This is a genomic window from Streptomyces sp. NBC_01454, from assembly GCF_036227565.1.
GTDB lineage: Bacteria > Actinomycetota > Actinomycetes > Streptomycetales > Streptomycetaceae > Streptomyces.
Genome location: NZ_CP109460.1, coordinates 1,791,738 through 1,814,073, shown reverse-complemented (window position 1 = coordinate 1,814,073; position 22,336 = coordinate 1,791,738). Strand labels below are relative to the sequence as shown.

Annotated in this window: 17 protein-coding genes; 13 read left to right on the top strand and 4 right to left on the bottom strand. The window is 69.1% G+C overall.

Features of this window, described 5'->3' with window-relative positions; all coding sequences use genetic code 11:
* Positions 1-295 precede the first annotated feature (295 nt).
* Positions 296-1,492, top strand: a complete 1,197-nt coding sequence (locus tag OIU81_RS07830; protein WP_329142155.1) for an IS110 family transposase — start codon at positions 296-298, stop codon at positions 1,490-1,492.
* Between the two features lie 613 nt (positions 1,493-2,105).
* Here OIU81_RS07830 and OIU81_RS07825 read toward each other — a convergent pair.
* A complete protein-coding gene (locus tag OIU81_RS07825; RefSeq protein WP_329145249.1) occupies positions 2,106-2,231 on the bottom strand; it encodes a hypothetical protein in 126 nt (41 codons plus the stop codon).
* 131 nt (positions 2,232-2,362) lie between these two features.
* Between OIU81_RS07825 and OIU81_RS07820 the strand changes: the two genes are divergently transcribed.
* The 3 genes from OIU81_RS07820 (at position 2,363) to OIU81_RS07805 (ending at position 8,419) form a co-directional block, all read left to right on the top strand.
* Positions 2,363-5,182 (top strand): tetratricopeptide repeat protein, encoded by a 2,820-nt coding sequence (locus OIU81_RS07820; protein WP_329145247.1) that lies wholly within the window; start codon positions 2,363-2,365, stop codon positions 5,180-5,182.
* Between the two features lie 1,152 nt (positions 5,183-6,334).
* A complete protein-coding gene (locus tag OIU81_RS07815; protein ID WP_329145245.1) occupies positions 6,335-7,426 on the top strand; it encodes a glycosyltransferase family 2 protein in 1,092 nt (363 codons plus the stop codon).
* Between the two features lie 279 nt (positions 7,427-7,705).
* Complete coding sequence (locus OIU81_RS07805; protein WP_329145243.1) at positions 7,706-8,419, top strand: hypothetical protein; 714 nt, start codon at positions 7,706-7,708, stop codon at positions 8,417-8,419.
* Positions 8,420-8,521: 102 nt separating this feature from the next.
* On the opposite strand, the gene OIU81_RS07800 is transcribed toward OIU81_RS07805, so the two are convergent.
* Positions 8,522-9,592 (bottom strand): zinc-binding dehydrogenase, encoded by a 1,071-nt coding sequence (locus OIU81_RS07800; protein ID WP_329145241.1) that lies wholly within the window; start codon positions 9,590-9,592, stop codon positions 8,522-8,524.
* Between the two features lie 295 nt (positions 9,593-9,887).
* Positions 9,888-11,144: a DegT/DnrJ/EryC1/StrS family aminotransferase gene (locus tag OIU81_RS07795; protein ID WP_443074128.1), complete on the bottom strand. Its 1,257-nt coding sequence runs from the start codon at positions 11,142-11,144 to the stop codon at positions 9,888-9,890.
* A 481-nt stretch (positions 11,145-11,625) separates the two neighbouring features.
* On the opposite strand from OIU81_RS07795, the gene OIU81_RS07790 reads away from it, so the two are divergent.
* The 3 genes from OIU81_RS07790 (at position 11,626) to OIU81_RS07780 (ending at position 14,566) form a co-directional block, all read left to right on the top strand.
* A complete protein-coding gene (locus OIU81_RS07790) occupies positions 11,626-12,006 on the top strand; it encodes a cation:proton antiporter domain-containing protein (protein ID WP_329145238.1) in 381 nt (126 codons plus the stop codon).
* Between the two features lie 690 nt (positions 12,007-12,696).
* Positions 12,697-13,713 carry a methyltransferase gene (locus OIU81_RS07785; RefSeq protein WP_329145234.1) on the top strand — a complete coding sequence of 339 codons (1,017 nt, stop codon included), beginning with the start codon at positions 12,697-12,699 and terminating at the stop codon, positions 13,711-13,713.
* Between the two features lie 142 nt (positions 13,714-13,855).
* The gene (locus OIU81_RS07780; protein WP_329145232.1) at positions 13,856-14,566 is read left to right on the top strand and encodes a class I SAM-dependent methyltransferase; all 711 of its coding nucleotides are present in this window, start codon (positions 13,856-13,858) and stop codon (positions 14,564-14,566) included.
* A gap of 63 nt (positions 14,567-14,629) precedes the next feature.
* Here OIU81_RS07780 and OIU81_RS07775 read toward each other — a convergent pair whose 3' ends face one another.
* A complete protein-coding gene (locus OIU81_RS07775) occupies positions 14,630-15,397 on the bottom strand; it encodes an SDR family NAD(P)-dependent oxidoreductase (RefSeq protein WP_329145230.1) in 768 nt (255 codons plus the stop codon).
* Positions 15,398-15,819: 422 nt separating this feature from the next.
* Here OIU81_RS07775 and OIU81_RS07770 point away from each other — a divergent pair, with 422 nt between their 5' ends.
* From OIU81_RS07770 to OIU81_RS07745, 6 genes are all read left to right on the top strand, one after another.
* Positions 15,820-17,730 (top strand): AfsR/SARP family transcriptional regulator, encoded by a 1,911-nt coding sequence (locus tag OIU81_RS07770; RefSeq protein ID WP_329145228.1) that lies wholly within the window; start codon positions 15,820-15,822, stop codon positions 17,728-17,730.
* A gap of 126 nt (positions 17,731-17,856) precedes the next feature.
* The gene (locus tag OIU81_RS07765) at positions 17,857-19,233 is read left to right on the top strand and encodes an NAD(P)/FAD-dependent oxidoreductase (protein WP_329145226.1); all 1,377 of its coding nucleotides are present in this window, start codon (positions 17,857-17,859) and stop codon (positions 19,231-19,233) included.
* Between the two features lie 79 nt (positions 19,234-19,312).
* On the top strand, positions 19,313-20,050 hold the full coding sequence (locus tag OIU81_RS07760; RefSeq protein ID WP_329145225.1) for an SDR family NAD(P)-dependent oxidoreductase: 738 nt from the start codon (positions 19,313-19,315) through the stop codon (positions 20,048-20,050).
* On the top strand, positions 20,050-20,439 hold the full coding sequence (locus tag OIU81_RS07755; protein ID WP_329145224.1) for a SchA/CurD-like domain-containing protein: 390 nt from the start codon (positions 20,050-20,052) through the stop codon (positions 20,437-20,439). Before OIU81_RS07760 ends, OIU81_RS07755 begins: the two co-directional genes overlap by 1 nt.
* Positions 20,436-21,317, top strand: coding sequence for an NAD(P)-dependent oxidoreductase (locus tag OIU81_RS07750; RefSeq protein WP_329145222.1), 882 nt, complete (start codon positions 20,436-20,438; stop codon positions 21,315-21,317). The genes OIU81_RS07755 and OIU81_RS07750 overlap by 4 nt, the downstream gene beginning before the upstream one ends.
* A complete protein-coding gene (locus tag OIU81_RS07745; protein ID WP_329145220.1) occupies positions 21,314-22,330 on the top strand; it encodes a methyltransferase in 1,017 nt (338 codons plus the stop codon). Before OIU81_RS07750 ends, OIU81_RS07745 begins: the two co-directional genes overlap by 4 nt.
* Positions 22,331-22,336 lie beyond the last annotated feature (6 nt).

Genomic DNA, 22,336 nt, shown 5'->3' with positions numbered 1-22,336 from the left:
AGAAGAGGTAGCCCGGACCGGTGCGATCTCCGAACTTGATCGCATGTGACGGAGTTCTTCAGGCGGCTCTACCTTCTTGATCGGGTTGATCGAGCCATTCGTAGGGTTGGGTCGCCCAGGGGTGCTGGGTGTGGCTGTCAGGCGGCTGCCACCTTGTGGCTTGCGAGGCTTCGCCGCCCGGCACCCCACGACGACTCGGCCGCCGATTAGGAAGTGCGAACAAGTCGCTGCGTAGAGCAATGCCGGCGAAGTCGTCCGTGGCACGAACAGTACGAACACGAACGTCAGGAGCACGATGAGCCGGATATGGGCGGGGATCGACAGCGGCAAGGGCCACCACCACGGCCTCGCCTTGGACACCGACGGCAAAACACTGCTGTCGCGGCGGGTCGCCAACGACGAGCCCGAGCTGCTGAAACTGCTCGGTGACGTCCTCGACCTGGCCGACGGGCGTCAGGTCACCTGGGCCATCGACATGACCGGCGGAGAACCCGCACTGCTGCTGGCCCTGCTGGTCAACCACGGCCAGGAGATCCTGTACATGCCCGGCCGGCTGGTGAACCGGGCCTCCGACGGCTACCGCGGCGAGGGCAAGACCGACGCCCGCGACGCCTACGTGATCGCCGACCAGGCCAGGATGCGCCGCGACCTGCGGCCCATCCGCCCCGGCGACGAAGCCGCCATCGAGCTGAAGCTGCTGACCGGACGCCGCGCCGACCTGGTCGAGGACCGCACCCGCACCGTGAACCGCCTGCGCGGCACCCTGCTGAGCATGTTCCCCGCCCTGGAACGGGCCCTGGACGTGACCAACACCGGCCCGCTCAAGCTGCTGACGGGGTACCAGAGTCCGGCCTCGATCCGCCGCGCCGGGGTCACACGGCTGACCAAGTGGCTGGCCAACCGCACCGTCCGCAACGCAAGATCCCTGGCCGAAGCAGCCGTTGAGGCAGCAGAGCGGCAGCACACCGCCATCCCCGGGGAGAAGACCATAGCCAAGCTGGTCCACACCCTGGCCGGGGAGGTGATGACCCTCAACGAGCAGATCTCCGAGATGGACAAGCTCATCGAGGGCCGGTTTCGCGAGCACGAACTCGCCGACATAGTCCAGAGCGTCCCCGGCATCGGTGCCGTGCTGGGAGCGGAATTCCTCGCCGCTGTCGGCGGCAGCCTGGACGACTTCGACTCTCCGGACGCCCTGGCGGCCTTCGCCGGCGTTGCGCCCGCGCCTCGCGACTCGGGCAAGGTCAGCGGCAACCTCCACCGGCCGGTCGCCTACCACCGAAGACTCCAGCGCGTCTTCTACACCTCCGCGCTCGTCAGCGTCCGCTGCGACCCCAACTCGCGGAAGTTCTACGACCGCAAACGCGCCGAGGGAAAGAAGCACGTCCAAGCCGTGCTCGCCCTCGCCCGCCGCCGCGTCAACGTCCTGTGGGCCCTGATCCGTGACCGACGGTGCTACGAGGTCGCACCCCCAGTGGCTACAGCGGCTTGACAACTTCATTAGGAAGCCTTTTAGTGCTTGAGTTGGCTCTGCTGAGTGTCGGAGTTGGCCCGCACGATGACGAACATGCGTCTGACCTAGTGGTTTCGTGGGAAGAGATACGAGTCAGTGCTCGCGGCGGAGGAAGTCGCGGGCGCCGCGCAGCGCAGTCCGCAAGGTGCGTTGTGTCCGGGTGCTGTCCAAGCGGACGTCCAGCGCCCCCGGGGAACAGGTGTCGGCGCGACGGCCGGCGGCCAGCCGTGAGGTGTGCAATGCATCCCGGTCGGCTATCAGAACCCCGAGCTCATGACGGCTGACCGCATCTGATCCTGCGAGGTGGCACACGGCGGTGTGATTGGAGGCGGCCAGGTCCAGGATGGCCCGGGCGAGATCGGTGACGTGAACGGGGCATCGGATATTATTGGTGACCGTTGCGCCTTTTCGCCGCACTAGTAGTTCTGTGCACCGGTGAGCACGCCTTCCACAGGTCACATGCGGCTCCACGTGAGTCAATCATGTGACTGACTGGTCCGGCCCGGGAAGTCCAGGTAGCGTCACCGTGAGTAGCCTCAAGGCCGAGCATGTGGCCGCGAACGCGCCAGGTGCGGTCGCGGCGCTCGCCCCGTCACCAGTCCATGAAGTTCTCGAGCAGCCAGTCGATGAACCCGCGCACCACTCCTGAGACGGCGGCGCGGATGACCGCCAGGGTGAAGCGGTTGGCGTTCGGCGGCGGGGTGCTGTTGTTGCTCATCTGGGGTTCCCTCCATCAGGCCGCGCTTCTGATGTCGCGGCTCGCGAGGGCCATGAGGGCGTTCCGGACCCCAATCCGGTCGATCATGCGGGGGTTGGTGAGGCTTTCTACGCTGGTCACAGGACAGAGAAATGGGTTCCGACAGGTTTCCGGTCCGGAAGCAGGACCGGATAACCGGTCTGGAGACAGATGTGAGTGATCACTGCCGGGAGCCACGGGACGACCACGGTCCGAAAACGGCGGACTTCTACGCCAAGCTGATGCGCCTGTACCGGGATGCCGGGGAGCCGTCCCAGGCTGAACTCATCCGCCGCATGAATGGCGGCATCAAGGATGCCACGCTCAGTAACTGGATGTGTGGCGAGAGTGTCCCTACGAGCAGGAGCAAGAAGAATTTCGAGACGCTCATCGGGATTCTGCAGGCAATGGCAGGGCGCAAGAACAAGGACTACCGACGACGGGACATCGCGTACTACGAGACTCCGCGAGTCGCTGCGCAAAGCGAGCGGCGAACGAGCGGCCGACGGAGGGACACCGCTGCTGCAGGCGAGACCGCGGCTGCTCGAGTCGGCCGTCCAGTGGAGGAGATAACAGACGCCTTCGCGCTGGAGGTCCACCCGGCCATCGACATTGCGTTGCCACCGGGCGCAGGTGCTCTGGATCCGCTGCCCACGTATGTCGAACGAGCCCACGACGCCGAACTCCGCCGCGTGGTTCAGCAAGCAGCGAAAGGCAACAGTGAGATCGCGATCCTCGTCGGGTCGTCATCGTCGGGCAAGACACGGGCCTGCTGGGAGTCCCTGCCAAGCCTGCCAGGTGGGTGGCGGCTGTGGCACCCGTACGATCCCACCCGCCCGGAAGCGGCGCTGAACCAGTTGGATCGAGTGGGCTCACGGACAGTCGTGTGGCTGAACGACACTCAGCACTACCTACGTCCGCCCGACCTGGGCGAGCGAGTTGCTGCGAAGCTGTCCACGCTCCTGAACGACGTCGACAGGGCCCCGGTTCTTGTTCTTGGAACCATCTGGCCGGAGGACTGGAGTGGCCTCACCACCCCGCCGCAGTCCGGCGAAACCGATGAGCACCACCAGGCCCGCATATTGCTCACCGGCCACGACATCTCTGTTCCGGCTGCCTTCGAGGGATGTGACATGGACGCTCTGAGGTGGGCAGCCGAAGGGGACCCGCGGCTCGCTTATGCCGCCGATCATGCCGAGGAAGGACAGATCGCTCAGTACCTCGCCGGCGCCCCGGCACTCTTGGAGCGGTACCGCACCGCGAAAGTTGACCTGCGGGCCCTCATCACGGTTGCCATGGACGCCCGTCGCCTCGGCCACGGTCTCGCCTTGCCCAAGGAACTCTTTGCCGATGCGGCGGAAGGTTATCTGACTGACCAGCAGTGGGAGCTACTGCCGGAGAACTGGTTCGAGCAGACCTTGGGCGACGCCACCCATCCCTTGCGCGGTGCCCGGGGGCCACTCACGCGCATTCGCCCCCGCCGTAGCAGAAGGCAATCGCTCCAGGACAGTTATCGTCTCACTGACTACCTCGAGCAACACGGCCGGCGTCTACGCCGCACCGCCGGCGCGCCCGCCAGCTTGTGGGAGGCACTGGTCGATCACGCCACCCCCACGGACTGCATGCCCCTTGCCGAGGCTGCATACAACCGTGGGCTCTTGCGTATCGCTGTTCGCCTTTACACCAGAGCTGCCGAAGCTGGAAATCGCCAAGCTTGTAAGGATGTTGTCCACCTACTCCATCGTGCAGATAGGTCCGAAGAAACGCTCGCCTGGTACAAGTACGCTGCCGCTGCCGGTGACACTGAACTGTTCAAACGAGCGATCGAGCTACTGCGACAGGCCAACCGGACCGACGAGGCAGACACGTGGCTAAGGGCTCGTGCCGAGGAGGGAGACCTGTACGCCCTTGGAGAAGTGGGCCGGGTGGACGAGGCACTTGCCGGCTACGACCGGGCCGCACGGGCTGGCGCTCCCGACGCCCTGGCACAGGCTGGTGCGCTGCTGCAACAAGAGGGCAGGACCGATGAGGCCATCGACTATTTCATGAGGGCCGCTCGAGCTGGCAATGGGGGCGTTGGCGTGTCGGTTGACTTGCTGCGTGACGAGGGTCGAAGTGACGAAATTATCGACTGGCTGAAGGAATGCACAGATAGAAACGAGAAAGACGCCTGGCTGGTTGGGATGGAGTTGCTCCATACCGGAAAGATTGAGGATTCGGAGGAGGCATGGGTCTGGTATGAGCGCGCCGCTTATGCCGGGAACGCGCTCGTAATTGGATGGGCGACGAACCAGCTGCGCGGTCTGGTGGAGGTCGGAGCAATCGCGCTGGATGAAGCGATCGAGTGGCTCGAAGGCCTGGCAGACACTCGCCACGGTGAATCCTGGGGGTGGGCGGCCATCTTGCTTGAGGAGCACGGCCGGATAGACAAGGCCCTTGAGTGGTATCGGCGCTCCGCTGAAGCAGGAAGCTCGCGCGCCAGAAGTGACCGGGTGAAGCTGCTGCAACGGGAGGGGCGGACGAACGAAGCCATTGAATGGCTGAAGGCCCTCGCCAACGGCGAACTGGCCTACTTCCTGCGTTGCTGGGCCATGGAGAACTTGGCGGAGCTGCTTCTTCAGGAAGACCGAAGCGACGAGGCGGTTGATTGGCTGAAGTCCCGCACTTTGGATGGCGACACTGGCGCCCTGGCGCTGGTGGGTGACGTATTGAGTAGGACGAGCCGAAGTGACGAGGCGAAGGAGTGGTACATACGTGCTGCCAACGCTGGCGACCGCGAAGCCTTGCGGAAGATGGTGATCCTATTGCGTGAAAAGGGCTGCGCCGAAGAGGCGGGACCACTGCAGCTCTACGGATGGGAACCGGATGGATCAGTGGCGCAGCCCTGGAACGCACCACCGCCCGATAATCCACCCTCAGGTCTCGCGGCGTGACGGAAACCAGCCAGCAGGCGGTCTCGGCTGAGCCACCTACAGTTCACCAAGTCCGAGAGCCGGTGTGCTCGCCGACTGTCCAGATTGGGCTACTCCGTAAGTGCGTATCGGGCCGCGGCCTCGAGCAATCGAGCATTCTCCACCATCAAGGGCGCTGGTTGACGTTGCGGAGGCGGCCAGGTCGGCCTCTGTGTGCTGACGGGCGGCCAAAGCGGCGTCCCGCTGCTCCCGCAGCTCCCCGTCCGCCTGACGTTGTTCATCTCGTGGCACTGGCTCGCAGGCACGGGGGCTGAGCTGACACCTGCCCGGATGCGATCGGTGAGGTCTGCCTGGGCCGTGCGAGAGCGCACGCTGCCGCCGGTGAGGTCGAACTGGTACTTGGCGGCGATGGCGCGCACGGCCTCCACGCGTCGGGGTGGGACGTGCGGTAATCGACCTGTGACGTAGAGGGCTCCTGATGCGACATCAGATATCGCAGCACGTCCAACGGCACGCTGGCGTCGGCGCGGAGCTGGGCGTAGGTGTGCCGGAACGTGTACGGGAAGACGCGTGCCTTGTCGAAGCCGTTGTCGTGCTCGTCGACCAGCTCGAATTGATCAAGCCAGGCTAGCAGCCAGTAATGGAACTGCCGTCGTAGGGCTGTTCCCCGCGTTTGTTGGTGCGAGTCAGTCGCGGGGTGGGGAAGAGCAGCATCAGCTCGGACAGGGGCTGGCCATCGGCATCGAACCACTGTGGGAACTCCTGCCGGAGGTGGTTTTGCTGGCGGACCACGACGTCGACGTCGGTGGGATGGAGCGGCAGCCTGTGCCGACGGCGGACCTTCTGCATCCAGTAGACAAAGAACGGTTACCTGCGGCGTCGCACACTGTTCAGCCTCACAACACAGCGTTACTTGAGCAAGATCCGCAATGTAGCGACCCCATCCGCAAACTAAGAATCCCGGTCACACCGGCGCTGTCCGCCAACTCCACCCGGCCGCAGTCGGGTTATCCACAGGAGGAAGCCTCCGGAACCATTCGACGGCCTCTTTCCCTACCGTCGGTGACATGCACGGAGGACTGCCGTTCATCGGCATCAGCACCATTGTCTACGGCCTGATCGGACTGATCACGGTCGTAGCCGGCGCGATCCGCAAGACAGGGGGAGATCGAGTTGCACACCATCACCGTCATCGTGCCCGCTCACAACGAGGAGGAGGGGCTGCCGGCCACGCTGGAGTCCCTCGCCCGGCAAACCGTCCGACCTGACCGGATCCTGGTCGTGGACGACGCTTCCACCGACCGGACCGGCGAAGTGGCGGCCTCACACGGCGTGACCGTACTGCGTCCGCCACGCAATCTCGGCAGCAAGGCCAAGGCGCAGAACTACGCCCTTCCGCAGTGCACCACCGACCTCGTCCTGGCCGTCGACGCGGACACCGTCCTCGCGCCGGACTACATCGAGACCGTCCTGCCCGTCTTCGACGACCCGGAAGTCTCCATCGCGGCAGGCACGGTCCGCACCCGCCATACCCGCACACTCTGGGAACGCGGCCGCTCCACCGAGTACCTCTTCGGCTTCCATTGGCACCGCCCCATCCAGGCCCGCGCCAACAGCCCCATGGTGTGCTCGGGTTGCTGTTCCGTCTTCCGGCGCGATGACCTGATGGCCTTCGGTGGCTTCCCCGAACGAACCATCGTCGAGGACATGGACTACACGTGGTCGCAGCAGATCGCGGGCAGACGTGCGGTATACGTTTCCGATGCGGTGGCCCTGGCCGCCGACCCGGAAGAACTGACGTACCTGCGTAAACAGGTCTGGCGCTGGATGGCAGGCTTCTGTCAGAACGTCCGGCTGCACCTCGGGCGGCTGATCGTCCACAAACCTCTGCTGGCGGTCTGGGTGCTCCTCGCACTCCTGGAGATCCTCACCGCACCGCTCTGGTGGGCGACCCCGTTCGTCCTCGCCGCGACCACCGACCAGCCACCCGCCCTCGCCTTCGCCTGGTGGGCCGGAGCCGAACTCCTGCTGACGACGCCACCCCTCATCTACGCCGCCCGCCGTCGCAAACTCCCGCTGTCAGGTGTGCTGTTGGACATCCCCTGCGTCTACGCGACCAAGGCCGTCAACCTCGTCTACGCCTGGAAGGCCCTCATCGTGGAACTGCTGCTGGTCCCCCTCCATCTGGCACGGGGCCTGACGGTCTACGAGAAGGGCCGGGCCGACACCCCCGCCGCCCAGCCGGCATTGCCTGGGGTGGGGTGACACGGGCCCGCACCCGGTGATGCCACCGGTCATGTCACGGAGGAGCCCCTCCCGAGGCTCCGCGGAGTTCGGGAGGGGCGTTGCCTCACGGAAGTCAGGGCCGGAAAGGGTTCATCGGCTCCGTCACGCCGCAGCGCGGCCACCAGCGTGCGGAACAACCGCGGGCTCAGAGCGGTAAAAGGGGCTGTTCAGGACGGCTCCGATGCCGTGATCACACCACCCCCACCAAGACGATCTCACCTGCGACCAGCTGTCATAGGGCACCTCTAAAGTGAGCGGATGGTCGAACCTGATGTGAGGAAGATGCAGGTGGTGCTGCCTGCCTATGCGATCGAAATCGGAACCGAGCCGCTGGAGCACCCGACGCGGAACTCAGTGGGCGGCTGGCCCTTCTTCGACGAAGCTCAGGAGTGGCCGGAGTGCTTTTGCGGTCTGCGGATGGCCCTGTTCTTCCAGCTCGACATACCGTCGGACCTGGCGCCGTTCGGCGGAGACCACCTCTCGGTCTTCCACTGCAGCATGCACAACGACGCATCCGAACCTGAGCAGACCGCCGACGGTCGGCTCGTCCCCCAGTACTGGGACGCTCCGCAGCCGCCTTACTCGCGTCCATTCTGGCGCGTGCTGCTCCAGCGCAACGCGACGCTGCCGGTGGCGGAGCCCGAACCATCCGTGCGCGCCCTGCCGCTGACTCTGCGTCCCTTCGCCGACACCCCCGATGTGCGAGGACTGGGAGCCCAGACGTTCAAGGTGGGTGGCAGGCCGTCCTGGGCGCAGGATCCCGAGCACTACCGCTGCTCGTGCGGCGCCGATTTGATGTACGTCTGCCAGGTGCCCGAGGGCATGCAGTTCGCCATCCGGCCCGGCCAGCCAGAGCAGCCCTACAGCATCAGCGCCGACACCTACTGGCTGTTCCTCGGCAACGAGGTCTACCTGCTCGCCTGTCCGGACCACTGCGATCCGGCGGCAGTCTGGCCCGTAAACCAGAACTGAGCCCTCGACATCACCGACCTGCACCACCAAACACCGTCGGCTCCCATTGCCCCGCAACGAGCCGGTCAGCCAACGCTCCACAGGTCATTTACGGGACAGCCCTTAGGCGGGGCCCGTGTCGAAGTGAATCAGGGGCTTGATGATTCCGCCTTCCTTCGTTGCCATCATCTGGAATGCTCGTTCGATCTCATCGAAGTTGAATTCGTGGGTGGTCATCGGGGTGGGATCGACCTTCCCCGTCTCCATCAACCGGAAGATGCGGCGAAGCCATCCGCGCCCTCCGCGGTTGAACCCGCCGTAGACCTGCTTGTCGGCCATGCCGTATCCGAATGGCTCCAGGGGGATCTTCAGGGGCTCTCGCACCTCCCCGTGATACCCGACGTTGGAAATGCGGCCTCCCGGCTTCGTGACCCGGAAGGCGGCCTCCCAGGTCTCGGGGGTGCCGAGTGCCTCGATGGCCGCGTCGACGCCCTGGCCGTCCGTCAGCTCCAGGATGCGCTCGACCGGATCGCATTGCGTGTGGTCGACGATCAGATCGGCGCCGAAGCGGCGGGCGAGGTCCTGGCGGGCGGGAACCGACTCGACGGCGATGATGAGGCCGGCGCCGAGGAGTCGGCAGCCGATCGTTGCCGACAGGCCCACCGCGCCCTGCGCGAAGATCGCTACGGTCTCGCCCAGTGCGAGTTCCGCGTGTTCGGCGGCGACGAACCCGGTGGAGAGCATGTCGGTCGCGTACAGCGCCTGGTGGTCGGAGAGCCCTTCGGGAATCGGTGCGAGGTTGGCCTCGGCGTTGTTGACAAGAAAATACTGGGCCAGGGTCCCGTCGCGCTGGTTGGTGAATCTGGCGCCGCCCAGCATCCGTCCCTGGCACTGCGAGGAGAACCCGCGCTGGCAGGAGTCGCAGTGGAAGCAGGGCGTGATCCCGGCGGCCGCGACGCGCCGGCCCTTGACCAGCCCCTCGACAGCCGAGCCGAGCGTATGGACGACACCGACCGCCTCATGTCCCAGTGTCACGTCCGGCTCGACCGGAATCACGCCCCTCATGACGTGTACATCGGTCGTGCAGACCAAGGCCGCGGTGGTGCGCACGACCACGTCATTGGGGCCGGGCTCGGGGACCGGCTTCTCGATGACGCCGACCTCGCCGACCTTCCGGAGCACGAAAGCTCTCATCTTGGGGCACCTTCCGTTGGGTGCGGGAGGGTGAGGCGCTCGCCAGTCGGCGTGAGCTGTCGGGGCGCTCCGGTGAGAAGGCCCAGGGCGCAGGTGTGCCCGGCGGTGGTGGAGTCGTGCGAAGGGCTCATGCCCTCGCCCTTCCCGCGGACGGGGCCGGACGGCGGCGGTCGTGGCATCTTCCGCCCGTTCAGCCGAGGCGGCGCGCCCGTCCGGTGCGCGGCGGTGCGTAACTGTGTGGCCGGGGCCGGGGCCGGGGCCGGGGCCGGGGCCCGGGCCGGGGAAGGCGGCCCGGCTACCGGCCGCAGACCGTTGCGGGGACCGGGGGCGGGGTCGGCGTTCCGCCGTTCAGTTCGGTCAGGGACTCGTCCAGTGCCTCGACGAGGTGGTCCTCCTGATGTGGCGTCAGGAGGGCGTGGCAGGGGAGGTTCAGGTGCTGCTCGAACCAGCTGCGTTCGGCGACGGGGCACTCGCCGCGCAGATGGCCGCGGTGGCGCCATTGCGGCAGCAGATGCTGGGGGAAGTAGCGGAGCTGGATCTCCACGCCTCGGCGGTCCAGGCTCAGCACGAGGTGGTCGCGCAGTTCCTGGTGGGCGGTGAAGCAGGTGTAGAGGTGGTAGGCGTGTGAGCTGTGGGCGGGCGCCGACTGGGGGGTCATGAAGGGGTAGCGGGCCAATACCTCGTCCAGCCGCGCGGCGAGCGTGCGCCGTCGGACGGTGGTGGCCGGGAGCCGGGTCAGCTGGGCCTGGCCGAGGGCCGCGACGATGTCCGGCATCGTCGCGTCCCCGCCGGGCCGCCGTGTCCGGCCGCGATGGAGGGGGATGGTGTGCGGGGTCCACAGCGCGGCGTTCGGTGCGGCCGTCCGGTCCGGCAGCAGGTGCGCGCTCCGCGCGTCGGTGTCCTCGGCGCGCAGCCGGTGCAGACGCTCGGCCCAGTCGTCGCGGTCGCAGGTGATCAGCCCGCCCTTGCCGAGCGCGCTGTCGTTCCTGGAGTTCCGGAGACTGAAGGTGGCGATGTCCGCCAGCGACCCGGCGCTGCGTCCGCGGTAGCGGGTGCCCAGCGCGTGGGCGCAGTCCTCCAGCACCAGAAAGTCATGGCGGCGGGCCAGCGCCATGATGGTGTCCATCTCCGCGGGACAGCCGCCGTAGTGCACCAGCAGCAGGGCTTTGGTGCGCGGGGTGATCAGCGACTCCAGTACGGCCGGGTCGACGGCGAGGGTGGTGGGGTCGACATCGCAGAACCGGACCTGTACGTCGTAGTCGAACAGCGGCTGGACGGTGGCCTGGTGGGTCTGCGGGGTGGCGATCACCTCGTCGCCGGGGGTCAGGCCGAGCATCCGGACCGCCAGCTGCAGGGCGACCGTTCCACTGGTCACCGAGACCGCATGCCGGCTGCCGACCGCTTCGGCGAAGGAGCGCTCGAACCGTTCCCGGCGTACGCCCGTCGGCAGCGGGGTGCTCTCGTGGATGAGCTCGGCCCGTACGGCTGCCTCGGTGTCGGCGGCCAGCGCCCCCCGCTTTCCCCAGGGCACGACGTAACTCTTGTCCAGCATCAGGTCCCCCCAGATGGTCGCCGGCGCACCGGTGGGTGCTCTACCCATGACAGTCGAGGGACGGCACGGGGAGAAGAGCCAGCAGTGGTCAGCAAGGTCAGTTAGGTCAGCTTCGGGCTTCGGCGTCGTGCGCATTGTCCATGCCGGCCGAGTCGGCCGTCCGGTCCGCTCCGGAGGGATGCCGGACGGCTGCCTGGCGGCTCCGAGCGATCGAAGCGCCGAGCAACCGGGCGCCGAGCAACCGGGCGCCGAGCAACCGGTCTTCGACCCGCCGGGCGCTTCGAGCGACGGAAGAGGCCCCCGCGGGGCCGGAGCCCCGGGACTCCAGTGGCCTTCCAGGGCGGTCGCCGTCCGGTACCGCAGGATGACGCGCACGGTCGCGTTCGGCCGGGTCCTGGGCGGCGGCCACGCGGGCGTGTCAGTCGGCCGGGCGACGTCGTGGCACGGGACAGGAAGCAGACGAACCACGAGGTGGTGACCGGTGACCGAACTCAACGCGGCCATACTCCTCGGATCCGCCGCCGTGCCGTTCGCTCTCGGTGTGCTGCTCGCGCTCCACCTGCTCCGCGAGCGGCACCCCGCGAGCCGGGCCGGCCTCCTCCTGTTCCTCGCGGTGGCCGTGTCGGTCACCGCCCTTCCCGTACTGGCGCGCATCCTCACCGACCGGTCCATGAGCGGCAGCCGGCTGGGGACGATCGCGCTGACGTCGGCGGCCGTGTGCGACCTCTTCGCCTGGACAGCGCTCGCCGCCGTCCAGGTCCTGACCGGTACCGGGGGCCGGACGCACTGGATGGTGCTGCGGCCGTCCCCTGCGCCCTGGTCCTGTTCACCCGTGGCAGGCCGCTGCTGGCGCGGGCGCTAGCTGAACAGCGGGCGCCCCGGGGGGGGGGCCGGCGTCGGCGGGCGGTCTCGCGGTCGTGCTCACCGGCCTGCTGGTGTCGGCCGCGGTGGCCCAGGCCCCCGGGCGCCATTTCGTGCTCGGGGCCTTTCTGTTCGGTCTCGTCATGCCGAGGGAGACCACCCTGGATCGGCGCCCGGTCCCAGGGGCTCGGGGCACGCCGCTCCGCGGTGCCGGCCACGTGGATGAAGACCCGGGGACGGACCGAACTCAGCGCGATGAGTGTCGGGTTGCGGTTCGGTCTGCTGGACCGCGGGCTCCACGCGGAGAGGGTCGTCAGGGCCATGGTCACGACGGTGATGACCGGACTGCTGCTGCGGTGCTTCGCCGGGCCGGACGACCGTTTGCCGAGGGGACAGGCCGGGGCCAGGGCCACGGACAGGGACAGGCCAGGGGCCGATGGGGCCGGGTGACCGGGGTGCGGTGTCCGCGGCCGTGCGGAGGACGAGTGGTCAGGTCCCGTTTCCCGGTGCCAGGGCCGGCGGTCGGCCGCCGCGCCATGCCGGTGGTGGCGTCCCACGGTCGGGCGGCACCCCGGCCCGGGCCGGCGCTGTGCTCCTGGGCTCGGCAACCAGCGGTCATCCAGCCGCTGTCGAGTGCCGCGCCGTAGCGTCCTGCCGAGCACCGTCCGACACTGCCGAAGGAGACTGGCGTATGACGAAGGGCGCACAGGCCGGTGCGACGGCCGAGCCGTTGCTGCAGATGGCTGCCGATTTCTACAAGTGGCGCACGGTCCTGTTCGCGGTCGAACTGGGCCTGTTCACCGCGCTGTTGGACACGGAGATGACACCGGGCGAGGTCTGCGACCGGTTCGGGATCGATCGGCGGGGCGCGGGTGACTTCCTCGACGCCCTGGTGTCCGTCGGGCTGCTGGAACGGGCGGACGGGGCCTACCGCGCGGCGCCGGTGGCCGCGCGGTTCCTCGACGGCGAGAAGGCCGCCTACCTCGGCCGGTTCCTCCAGCAGGCCGACGCCCGCTGGTCGCGGGTCGGCGAGGGACTGCTCACCGGTGAGCCGCAGAACGGCGCGCGCCCGGGAGCCGGGATGTTCGTCCGCCAGCACCGCAGCCGCCAGGAGTGGCGGGCCTACTACGGCGGCATGGACGCACTCAACGGTCCCAGCGGCAGGGCGCTGGGGGACGCCTTCGACTGGCAAACGGTCAAGCGCGTCACCGACGTCGGCGGAGCACGGGGCAATGTGCTCGCCGAGCTGGTCCGGGCCCACCCGCACCTCGAGGCGACGGTCTTCGACCTGCCCGCGGTGGAGCCCGTCTTCACCGAGCACATGGCGGAACTCGGCCTCACCGGGCGCGTGGCGTTCCGGCCGGGGGACTTCTTCCACGACCCGCTGCCCGAGTCCGAGGTCGTGGTGTTCGGGCACGTCCTGCACGACTGGGACGTCGAGCAGCGGCGGCACCTCGCCCGGCGGGCCTACGAGGCGGTGGCGCCGGGTGGCTACGCGCTCGCCTACGACACGATGATCGACGAGGACCGCCGCACGAAGACCAACTCCCTGCTGGTCAGCCTCAACATGATGCTCTGCACCCCGGGCGGCGGTGAGTACACGCCGTCGGAGGGCGCCCGGTGGTTCGCGGACGCCGGCTTCGCGGAGGTGAGCCACCGGCCGCTCGCCGGGGACGACACCCTGCTCGTGGCCCACCGGATCAGGTGAGCCGCCCCGCCCGCGGTACCGCCCGTCGCCCGGCCGCGTCGCCCGGCCGCGTCGCTCGTCCGGCTCCGGGCAGGGCCCCGGCAGGCCCGGTTCCTCACGCTTACGTCGCCCGTTGTGGCCGAACTGCATGGGAGGTGCGGTGGTGACATCCGAAGCATCCGATCGCGGGACGTCCGTCCCCGACCTGTCCGGCCCCGGGAGGCCGGACCCGCGGACCCGCCATGCGCAGGAGGCCTACACCCGGCGGCGGCTGGCGGTGTACGACGCCGTGGTGCTGGGGCTGTTCTGCTCGGTGGTGTGGCGCTGTCCGCGCGGTGACATGCTCCGGCTCTACCGGCGCGCCACCGGTGCCCGTCACCTCGACATCGGACCGGGGACCGGATACTTCCTGGACCGCTGCGGCTTCACCGGGCCGCCGCCCGAGATCACCCTGCTCGACCTCAGCCAGGAGTGTCTGGAGATGTCGGCGCACCGCCTGGCCCGCTACCGTCCCCGGACCTGCCGGGCCAACCTGCTCGAACCCCTGCCACTGCCGGACGGTGAATTCGACTCGGTCGCCATGAGCCTGGTACTGCACACCGTCCCCGGCGGCTGGGAGGCCAAGGGCACGTCCTTCGCGGAGGTGGCCAGGGTCCTGCGGCCGGGTGGCACGCTGTTCGGGTCGACGGTGCTCGCCGAGGGGGTGCGGATGAACGCGCTGACCCGGCGGCTGCTCGTGGAGCAGCACCGGCGCGGCAACTTCCAGAACCAGGGCGACGGTCCGGACGGTCTCGCCCGTGCGCTCGGTGAGCACTTCGCGTGCTCCCGGGTCGTGGTGAGGGGGAACGTCGCCCTCTTCCGGGCCGTCGCCTGAGACCGGCACACCGCAGGGCCCGAGCCGGGGGACGCCACCGCGTCCCCCGGCTCGCTGCGTGGGTCAGCGCCCGCCGGCGGTGTGGATGATCTCGCCGTTGATGTTGCCGTTGGCCCCCGAGCCGAGGAAGAGGATCAGCTTGGCGATGTCCTCGGGCTCGCTGATCCGTCCGCTGGGGGTCCGCTCGATCTCCTTCTCCACCATGTCCCGGGTGTCCGGGTCCTCCAGCAGCTGCTCCATGAACTCGGTCCTGGTCGCGCCGGGAGCGACGACGTTGACCAGCACGCCGTGCTGACTCCACATCAGGCCCTTGGCGAAGCCGTGCAGTGCCGCCTTGGAACTGCTGTAGATCTCCGAGCGCCACATGCCGTACTGCGCGGTGATCGAGGAGAGCAGGACCACCCGCCCCCATCCGTTCGCCCGCATGTCCTTGACGACCCGCTGGGCCGTCAGCATGTGCCCTTCGGTGTTGGCCCGGAAGCGCCGCGTCCACTTCTCCGGGTCGAGGTCCTCGAAGGCGTCGTCCTCGCCCGGGTCGCCCCAGGTGAACCAGAGGGCGTTGGCCACCAGGACGTCGATGCCGCCGAACGCCTCGCGCACCGTGTCGACGGCGGAGACGATCGACGCCGGATCGCGCAGTTCGTAGGGAACGGCCATCGCCCGGTCCGGGCCGCCCAGTTCCTCGACGAGTTTGTGTGCGGCGTCCGCCGAGGAGTTGTACGTGATGGCCACCCGGGCGCCCTCCTGCGCGTACAACAGCGCGGTCGCGCGGCCGATGCCCCTCGTGCCCCCCGTGATCAGCACCCGCTTGTCCGTGAGTCCCAGATCCATTCGGTAACCCCTCGACCCGTCGGCGCTGTTGCGCCGATGACGAACGCGAGCCGAGACCGGCCCGCTGGATGTGAATAGTCGTCAGACTACTAGTCGACCCGGCGACTATCAAGGCTGATCCGCCCGGCGGGACCACCGCAGTCACCAGGCGATTTCCGCGCCGGACCGGCCGTTCACAAAAAGACTCGACCAATTTGCGACGCGCTGCTCAGCGATGCTCTAGCGGAATTCGATGTCGTGCCGTTAAACAGGTCCCTGTCTTTCTAGCGGGATGCATCCGAGGGTCTGGTTGGACATCAACCGAGGCTGGGAGGGTGCCGGCAGCACTCACTCTCGATCGCGCCAGGGGCTGATCGCGACGGATGTCGCGATCGGTCGCGAATCCGTTTCGTCACCGGCTTGATCCAACAAGGGGGAGCTTGATGCATGTCAAGGTGCTAGGGGAGTTCGAGGTTCTGCGGTCCGGGGTGAAGGTGACCCCCGCCGCCCCCAAGTTACGCCGGGTGTTCGCGCTCCTCGCGGTGGAGGCGAACCGTGCGGTGCACACCGATCAGCTCATCGAGGAACTCTGGGACGACAGGCCTCCCCTGAGTGCTGTCACGACCCTCCAGACCTACATCTACCAGTTGCGCAAGCACTTGAACTGGTCGGAGAAGGCGACCGGCGACGGCTCGGGGGCTGGCGTGAAAGTGACGCTTCGTACGACACCCGGTGGGTACATGCTCACCCTTCCCGACGGTGCCCTGGACGCCGTGGAGTTCGAGCGGCTGGCCGCACTGGGACGTGAACAGCTGGCGGCCGGGAATTTCGAGCGGGCTTCCCTCATCTTGCGGCAGGCGCTCGATCTGTGGACCTCGCGGGCATTCGGAGCGGTGAGCCCCGGGCCCTTGTTGCACGCCCATATGGTGCGCCTTGAAGAATTGCGGAAGCTAGCCCTCGGACACCGATTAGAGGCCGACTTACAACTCGGCCGTCATATCGACCTGATAGGTGAACTCACCACCTTGGTCACGCAACAACCCACGCACGAGGGATTCCAGGCGAAACTCATGCTGGGCCTCTACCGGGCGGGACGGCGCGCGGAGGCGCTCCAGGCCTACCAGCGGGCCCGCTCGGTGCTCGCCTCCGAACTCGGGCTGGAGCCGTCCGCCGAGCTGCGGCGCCTCCACCAGGCCATGCTGACCGCGGACCCCTGCCTCGACGCGCCGGCCGACGCCACCGGCACGATGATGGTCACCGCCAAGCACCAGCAGCCCAACCAACTGCCGCTGGAGACCGATCACTTGGTCGGCAGGGAGGACGCGCTCGAGGCGGTGCGGCGCACCCTGACCGACACCGGACGCCGGCCCACCTCGGTCGTCGCCCTGGCCGTCGGCCCGCCGGGCTCCGGCAAATCGGTGTTCGCCGTCCACGCCGCCCACCGGGTACGGGACGCGTACCCCGACGGCGTGCTCTTCGCCCGGCTCCAGCGGGACGACGGTTCGCTGGTGCCGACCGACGAGGTCCTCGCCGACTTCCTGCGCGCCCTGGGCCTGAGCCGGGCCCTTCGGGGGGCGTCCCCGCAGGAGATGCAGGCCGCCTTCCGTACGTGGACGGCGCAGCGCCGGCTGCTGGTGGTCCTGGACGACGTCGTCGAAACCCACCAGCTCGACGCCCTGTTGCCGGGTACGGGATCGGCCATGATCGCCTCCAGCCGCCGTCTGCTGTCGCATCCCGCGGTGGTGATCACCACGCGCACCGCCCCGCTGGCCGACGAGATCTGCCAGTGCCTGCTCAGCGACGTGCTGGGCGACGACCGCCTCCAGGCGGACCTCGCGGCACTGGGGGAGCTGGTCAAACTCTCGGGGGGCCTGCCGCTGGCCCTGCGGGCGGCCGCCAGTCTCCTCCAGCGCCGCCCCCACTGGCCGATCAGCAAGCTGTTGCACCTGGCCGACGGCGATGTGCGGCGCATACCCCCGGCCGGCCGTGACGCGCCGCGCATAGCCGACAGCGTGGGGCGCTCCTTTCGCCTGCTGTCCGGTGCCGAACAGGCCGCGTTCCGCCTGGTGGCCGCGAGCACCGAGTCCTGTGTGTCGGTCGCCGGGGCGGCCGCACTGCTCGGCGTGGACGAGTCGGCGGCCGAACTGCTCCTGGAGGACCTGGTGGAGTTCCAGCTGGCGGAGGCCGAGGACATCGGAGGGATGTTCCTCTACTCGATCAGGGCCCCGTTCCGCACCGTGGCGTCCAGCCTGACCAACCGGGCCGAGGACACCGCCTACCCGGCGCCGCCCGACGACGGCGCCCGCGTGCTGCCCACCTTCGAACTCGCCCGTACCCCCGCCCATTCGGCCTGACCACGCACCGGCGGAGGGCGCCCCACCGGCCCTCCGCCGTTGCCACGACCGCCACTCCAGCGGCCTTCGACCCGGAACTGGAACGTTCTCACCCGGACGCACACAGCCTCGGAAGGGGAGACGCACATGCGCGCTGGGACCCAGGTTCTGGTCATCGGAGGCGGACCCGCCGGATCGACGGCGGCCGGTCTGCTCGCACGTCAGGGCGTGCAGGTCACCCTGCTGGAGCGGGAGACCTTCCCGCGCTACCACATCGGTGAGTCGATCCTGCCGTCCTGCCGCCCGATCCTCGAACTGCTCGGGGCCTGGGACAAGGTCGAGGCGTTCGGGTTCCAGCCCAAGGGCGGCGCCTACTTCAGCTGGGGTCCGGACGAGTGGGAGGTCCGGTTCGCCGAGCTGGGCGCGGACGGCGCCAACGCCTGGCAGGTCACGCGGGCCGACTTCGACAAGCTGCTGCTCGACCACAGCCGTGAACTGGGTGTGGACGTGCGGGAGGGCGTCACCGTCAAGGAGATCGAGTTCGACGGCGACCGGCCGGTGGCGGCGCGGTGGGCCGGGGACGGCACGAGCGGCCGCCTCACCTTCGACTACCTGATCGACGCGTCGGGACGGCGCGGCGTCATGGCGACCAAGTACCTCGGGTCACGGAAGTTCCACACCGTCTTCCGCAACGTCGCCACCTGGTCGTACTGGAAGAACGCCAAGCCCCTGGACCGGGGCCCGGCCGGCTCGATCACGGTGGCGTCGGTCCCCGACGGATGGTTCTGGGCGATCCCCCTGCACGACGGCACCACCAGCATCGGACTGGTCACCGGCCGCGACACCTTCAACCGCCGGCGCCGCGAGCTGGGCGGCATCGAGGCCGTCTACTCCGACGCGCTGCGCCGGTGTCCCGTCGTGCACGAACTGCTCGCGGACGCGGAGCGGGTGAGCGACTTCACGACCGAGCAGGACTACTCCTACACCAGTGAGGCCTTCCACGGCCCCGGCTACCTGCTCTGCGGGGACGCCGCGTGCTTCCTCGACCCGCTGCTCTCCACCGGGGTGCACCTGGCCACCTACAGTGCCATGCTCGCCGCCGCGTCGATCGGCTCGGTGCTGCGCGGCGAGGTCGAGGAGAGCGAGGCACGGGCCTTCTTCGACGGGGTCTACCGCTCCGCCTACGAGCGGCTGCTGGTCCTGGTGTCGGTCTTCTACGAGAGCTACCGCGGCAAGGAGTTCCACTTCTACAACGCCCAGCGGCTGTCGTCCGAGGACCGCGACGCACTCGACCTCCAGGCGTCCTTCGACCACATCATCACCGGGATCGCCGACCTCAAGGACGCCGAGGACGTCTACCGCAGGGTGCGCCAGCACCTCGGCGGTGCGGAGAGCGGCGACCCCAACCCGCTGGCCAACCTTAACAAGGAGCACGAACTGAAGGCCGCACCGATGAGTCCGGACCGGGCCGTCGGGGGTCTCTATCTGTCCTACCGGCCGCAGTTGTCGCTACGGCGCGCCTGAGCGGCCCGCGGCAAGGCCCCGCCCAGCGCCCATCCCACCGAGCGGCGACCGCAGCGAGCGGTGCCCAGGAGGTACAGACGTGGATCAGAACCTGGCCGGCAAACGCGTACTGGTCACCGGCGGAACCCGGGGCATCGGGCGCTGCACGGTCCTCGCCCTCGCCCGGGCCGGCGCCCGGGTCGTCACCTGCCACCACTCGCCGGACGACGACGCCGAGAGCCTGCGCCGGGAGCTGAAGGAGCTGGGCACCGCCTCGCAGGTCCTGCGGTGCGACGTGACCGACGCCGCCGACGTGACCCGGCTGGCCGGCGTCTGCCGGGACGTCCTGGGCGGGCTCGACGTGCTGGTCAACAACGTCGGGGTGGACGGCCCCGTGCCCTTCGAGAACATCGAGGAGGGCGAGTGGCACCGCATGTTCGACCACAACGTGACGGCGCCGTACCTGGTCACCCGGGCCGCGCTCGGGCTGCTCGCCGACGGGGCCTCGATCGTCAACGTCGGCTCCTCGGTCGCCCTGCGCGGCCGGTCCAACGGCGTGCACTACACCGCCTCGAAGGCCGCCCTGATCGGCTTCACCCGCGCCCTGTGCAAGGAGGTGGGCTCCCGCGGCATCCGCGTCAACACCGTGGCCCCGGGCCTCACCGAAACCGAACCGGGGGCCGGCCTGCCGCCGGCCGCCGTGGAGCGCATCGTCGGCATGACGGCGCTCGGCCGGATCTGCCGCCCCCAGGACGTCGCCGGCGCGGTCCTCTTCCTGGCCGGTGACACCTCCCGTTACGTCACCGGCCACACCCTCAACGTCGACGGAGGCATCTGATGCCGTACGCGGCCATCACCTACCGGGTCAAGCCCGGCCACGAGGACGAGATCGCCGAACTGTTCGCCGGCTTCCGGCGCGTGGACACCCCGGACTTCCGCGACGCGCAGGGCGCCCACGCCGGACGACTGCTGGGAACGGCGGTCTTCCTCAGCGACGACGTGCTGGTGCGGGTCATCCACTACGAGGGCGACTTCCAGGCCATCGCCCGCCACATGGCCGCCCAGCGCGGCGTCCACCTCATCGAGGAGCGGCTGGCGCCCTACCTCGCCCACCCCCGCGACACCTCCACCACCGAGGGCTTCACCGGCTACTTCCGTGACGCGACCATGCGCTGCCTCGCGCAGCTGTCCGTCGAGACCCACCCGAGCGGGGAGCCGGCGGCGTGACCGGGCCGGTGGCCGTGATCGGGCTGGGCGGCATGGGCGGGGGCATGGCCCGGGCCCTGCTCGGCGCCGGATACGCGGTGACGGTGTACAACCGCACCCGTCAGAAGGCCGAACCCCTGGAGCGGGCGGGCGCGGTCCTCGCGTCCTCCGCCGCGGAGGCCGGCGCCTGCGCCGACACGGTGCTGCTCAGCCTGGCGGACGAACCGGCCGTGGAGGAGGTGCTGTTCGGCGAGCTGGTCTGGCGGCTGCGCCCGCAGACCGTGCTGATCGACACCACCACGGTCTCCCCGTCCTACGCGCGCACCACCGCCACCCGTCTCGCCGCCTCCGGGGTGCGGCGCCTGGAGACGTGCGTCATGGGCAACCCCGCCATGGCGGCCGAGGGAAAGCTGCGGCTCTTCGTCTCGGGCGACCGGGCGGCCCTGGACACGGTGGAGGACGTCCTGTCCGCGCTCTCCCAGGAAGTGCGTTACCTGGGCGGGGCGGGCCGGGCGAGCGCCCTGAAGCTGGCCCTCAACCTCCTCCTCGGCATCCAGACCGCGGGGCTGGCGGAGACCGCCGCCTTCGCCGAGGCGGCCGGGCTCGACCGCGAACTGCTGCTGGACGTCGTGCTCCACAGCGGCTGGCGCTCACCCGTGCTGGGCTTCCGCGCCGAGTTCATGCGGCGCCGGGTCTACCGGCCGGCCGGCTTCCGCACCGCCCTGATGCACAAGGACCTGGAACTCGCCCTCGACCAGGCCGCCGCCTACCAGATGGAACTGCCCCTCGGCCACGAGGCGGTCACCCGCTTCGGATCGGCCCTCGCGGCCGGCCACGCCGACGACGACGCCGCCGCCGTCGTGGAGGTCGCGCCCCCGTCGAAGGAGAACCGCCGATGACGAACCGGCACCGCACCGACGCGCCGCAGTGGGCAAAGGCCACCGCCCTGGGAATGGGGTTCGCGACGGCCAAGATCCTGCTCACGGCGCTGGAACTGGGGGTGTTCACCGTCCTCGCCGACGGCCCGCGCACCCAGGAGCAGCTGCGCAAGGAGCTGGAGCTGCACGGCCGCGGACTCGATGACTTCCTCGCCGCCCTGACCGCGTTCGGCCTGCTGGTAAGGACCGGCGACGGCTACCGCAACGCCCCGGTCGCCGCACGGCACCTGGTGCGCGGCCCGCACTACGACGGGGGCTTCCTCGAGGGCGCCAACGCCGTCCTCTACCCCGCCTGGGGAGGGCTGACGTCCGCCCTGCGTACCGGGGCGCCGCAGAACACCGGCGACTTCGAGGAGATGCTGGACCGGCCCGAACGGCGCCGGATGTACCACGGCATGATGGACTCCCTCAGCGCCCCGCTGGCGCCCGGTATCGCCGAGGCGCTGGACTGGAGCCGCCACACCTCCGTCACCGATGTCGGCGGGGCCCGCGGCAACCTCGTGTCGCTGCTGCTGCACGCTCACCCGCACCTGAGCGGGGTGGTCTTCGACCGGCCGCAGAACGGGCCCGACGTCGCCGAGCACGCCGCGCGGACGGGCGTCGGCGACCGCGTCTCCTTCGTCGGCGGTGACTTCTTCACCGATGCCCTGCCGCCCGGCGACGTGGTGGTCATCGGGCACGTGCTGGCCGACTTCTCCGAGGCACAACGCACCGCGCTGATCCGCTCGGCGTACCGGTCGCTGCGCCCCGGCGGCGCCCTGGTGGTCTACGACCCCATGCCCGACACCGCGCGGCCGGACCCGCTCGCCCTGATCGGCAGCCTCCACATGCTGGTGATGTCGCCGGCCGGTGCCGGCTACCCGCCGCACCGGTGCGCCGAGTGGCTCACGCAGGCGGGCTTCTGCGACGTCTCCGTACGGCCGGCCGTCCTCGGCAACACACTCGTGGTGGGCCACCGGGCCGCCGGTACCTGAGGGGGG